The organism is Candidatus Brocadiaceae bacterium, assembly GCA_012728835.1.
Taxonomy (GTDB): Bacteria; Planctomycetota; Brocadiia; order SM23-32; family SM23-32; genus JAAYEJ01.
Genome location: JAAYEJ010000079.1, coordinates 1 through 3,137, shown reverse-complemented (window position 1 = coordinate 3,137; position 3,137 = coordinate 1). Strand labels below are relative to the sequence as shown.

Annotated in this window: 3 protein-coding genes; 2 read left to right on the top strand and 1 reads right to left on the bottom strand. The window is 67.7% G+C overall.

The annotated features are described in order from the left end of the window. Window positions 1–108: 108 nt before the first annotated feature. Window positions 109–513, bottom strand: a complete 405-nt coding sequence (locus tag GXY85_12685; GenBank protein NLW51677.1) for a hypothetical protein — start codon at window positions 511–513, stop codon at window positions 109–111. Between the two features lie 240 nt (window positions 514–753). Here GXY85_12685 and GXY85_12680 point away from each other — a divergent pair, with 240 nt between their 5' ends. Both GXY85_12680 and GXY85_12675 read left to right on the top strand, forming a co-directional pair. Beyond that, a complete protein-coding gene (locus tag GXY85_12680; protein ID NLW51676.1) occupies window positions 754–1,971 on the top strand; it encodes an aminotransferase class III-fold pyridoxal phosphate-dependent enzyme in 1,218 nt (405 codons plus the stop codon). Continuing rightward, window positions 1,968–3,137, top strand: a 1,170-nt coding sequence (locus tag GXY85_12675; GenBank protein ID NLW51675.1) for an amidohydrolase family protein, incomplete at its 3' end; no start/stop codon positions are given. The genes GXY85_12680 and GXY85_12675, both read left to right, overlap by 4 nt.

Here is a 3,137-nt window from a genome sequence, read left to right as displayed (position 1 = left end):
TGAGCCGATCCCGCTCCTTCTGGCTCATCTCGATCCGGTCTCCCTCCATCCGCTCTCCTTCCACCCGAAGGAAAGCGGACATTTCTATCCGCCGAAGACCGGACATTACTATCCGCGTATGACAGGCAAACGCGCTGCCGTAACGCCCTCGTATACATCGCGCTCGTGGTCCGGATAGCGCAGGTGAAGGCCGAGCGACGCGAAGACTGGGAAAAGGACGATGTCCAGTGGCACGATCTCCCCGTTGTCCACGTCGTTGCCCACTTGCCAGCAGATGCTTCCGTCATCGGCAACCACACGAACGCACTGCTCGATGATCGGGGTCTGCTGGGCGATGTAATCGTCAAGCGTCGTCCGGTCCTCGTAGGACTTTCCCAGGTTGCAGGGCGGCGATGTCACGACGAGGCGCACCGTGCGGTCCGGCAGGTCAGCCAGCAGGTCTCGGCAATCCCCCGGGTACAGCACGAAGTCGGCGTCTGATACGTACTGCTCGGAAATCCGCAACGCGCACATGCCTCAGACCTCCAAGGAACCCAGGTGCTGCCGCCGAGCAGGGCGGCACCTGGGCTACTCGCCTGTATGCTGTCATACATGTCAAACGGACAGGCCGCCTCATCGGCCTCGGCGCGGTGCTGGTTGGCCGGCGGGCGTGTCATCTCGTTGAATGGCCCGTTCGGCTTCCATAGAATGGCGCGGACGAGGTGGGGAGGTCCGTCCCCGCCGTCTTCGGCGCGCCGCAGGGAGGTCGTCGGCATGAGCAACACGAGGTCGCAAGAGTGGGCCGAGCGCCTGCGCAGGGTGGTGCCGTGGGGGAGCAGCACCTGCTCGAAGTCACCGCGCCTGATGCCGGAGGAGCCCGGCGTCATCGTGCGGGGCAAGGGCTGCCGCGTCTGGGACGCCGATGGCCGGGAGTTCATCGACTATCGCAACGCCCTGGGCCCCATCACGCTCGGCTACCAGTATCCGGCGGTGGACGAGGCCATCCGCGAGCAGCTCAAGAGCGGCATCATCTTCGGCCATCCGCATCCGCTGGAAGGCGAGGTGGCCGAACTCATCTGCGAGATCATCCCGTGCGCCGAGCGGGCGCGGTTCCTGAAGACCGGCGGCGAGGCCGTCGCCGCCTGCATCAAACTCGCGCGCTACCACACGGGCCGCGACCACGTCGTGCAGATCGGCTACAACGGCTGGCTCAACAGCCTGGCGCGCGGCGCACGCATTCGGCCGCGCGAAGAGGTGCGCTCGGCGCCGCCCGGCATTCCCGAGGCGCTGGCGGCCCTGCATCATTCCGTCGGCTGGAACGGCACGGAGGCTCTCGAGAAGCTCTTCGGCGACATCGGCGACCAGGTGGCGGCCCTCGTGGTGGCCGCCGACTACGCCCTCATGCCGGAAGGCAAGACGTTCTACCCCTTCCTGCGCAGCCTGGCGGACAGGTACGGGGTGGTCCTGGTATTCGACGAGATCGTGACCGGCTTCCGCATCGCCAACGGCGGCGTGCAGGAGCACTTCGGCGTCACGCCCGACCTGGCCGTCTTCGCCAAGGGCGTGGCCAACGGCATGCCGCTCGGCGTCTACTGCGGCCGGGCCGAGATCATGGAGAAGTTGGACCGCGCCATCGTGTCCTCGACCTACGGCGGCGAGGCGCTGACGCTGGCCGCCGCGAAGGCCTGCATCCGCACGTACCTGGACGAGCCCGTGGTCGAGCACCTGTGGCGGATGGGCGAGCGGGTCTGGACGGGCGTCGAGAATCTGTGCAAGGAGCACGGCGTGCCGTGCCGAATGCGCGGGCTCTGGCCCTGCATCCAGTTCTGCTTCGATCGGGATGCGGCCGACGACCTGCCGGCGCGTTTCTTCCGCGCCGCCTACAAGCACGGCGTCTCCCTCTACGATATCCCGTATGTCACCTACAGCCACCAGGACGCCGACATCGACGACACCCTGGCGCGCATGGAAGAGGCGGTGAGAGAACTGTGATCGTCGACATCCACGTCCATGCCCTCAACCGCAGCGATCGGGACATCCTGGCGGAGATCACGCGCCAGTGCCGCGTCAACGGCGTCTCGGTTGCGCTCGTCTCCCTCGGCGGCAGCGCCGCCGCCTATCCGGAGTCCGACGTCGTCGCCCGGGCCAACGACATCGCGGCGAAGTTCGTTGAGGACTCGAACGGGCTGGGCCGCTTCCTGGCCTACCTCAGCCCCCAGGATCCGCGCTGGCGCGATGAGCTGGATCGCTGCGTCAACGACCTGGGCGCCATCGGCGTGAAGATCCTGAACTCGTTTCAGGACGCTGCCGGGAGCTTCGACAACGCCGTTCGGGTCATCCGCGAGGCGGGCCGGCGTGGCCTGCCCGTTCTGATGCACACGTTTCAGGCGACGGGCGGCAACCCGCCCGGAAACATCACGATCACGGATTTCGCGTATCTGGCCGAGGCTTGTCCGGACACGCAGGTGATCGCCGCCCATGCCGGCGGCAACTGGCGCCACAGCCTGGGCGTCCTGCGCGACCGCCTGCCGAACGCGCACGTGGACTGCTGCGGCTATTACCCGGAGCGCATGCTCGTGGACTCGCTCGTGGCCGACCTTGGCGCCGAACGCGTCCTGTTCGGCAGCGACCTGATCGGCCGCTCGCAGGCCAGTCAGATGGCCAAGGTCGTGTTCGCGGACATTCCGGACGCAGCCAGGAAGCTCGTCCTCGGCGGCAACGCCGCCCGGGTTTTCGGCCTCGAAGAAGTGCCTCCGGGCCCGGCCGGGCCGCTGCGCCCACTGGAGGGGCTGCCCGACTCTTCCGTGGAGCACTTCTGCTTCGTCGGACAGTGGCCGTACTACGACGGCCCCTGGGTCACGCCGCAGGAGCTGGACGACCTGCTGGGCGCGGCCGGCATCCAGACGGCTTACACGGGCGACTTCAGCACCCTGTTCCGCCAGGACTTGGAGCGGGCCAACAACCAGTTCCTCGAGGCTGCCCGCGGCTGCCGCCGCATCGCGCCGCTGGCCACGCTGAGCCCACTGGCCACCAACTGGCGCAGCACCCTGCGCCGGCTGCGCGACGGATTCGCCGGCGTCCTGGTCTTCCCGTACATGCACAACTGGCAGCTCGACGCGCCCGAGCACGCGGACTTCTTCCGCGCGCTCGCCGACGCC

What these genes read in the sequence shown, in the direction of transcription:
- GXY85_12685 (NLW51677.1), bottom strand. Translation starts at nt 513, where the DNA reads ATGTGCGCGTTGCGGATTTCCGAGCAGTACGTATCAGACGCCGACTTC.
- GXY85_12680 (NLW51676.1), top strand. Translation starts at nt 754, where the DNA reads ATGAGCAACACGAGGTCGCAAGAGTGGGCCGAGCGCCTGCGCAGGGTG.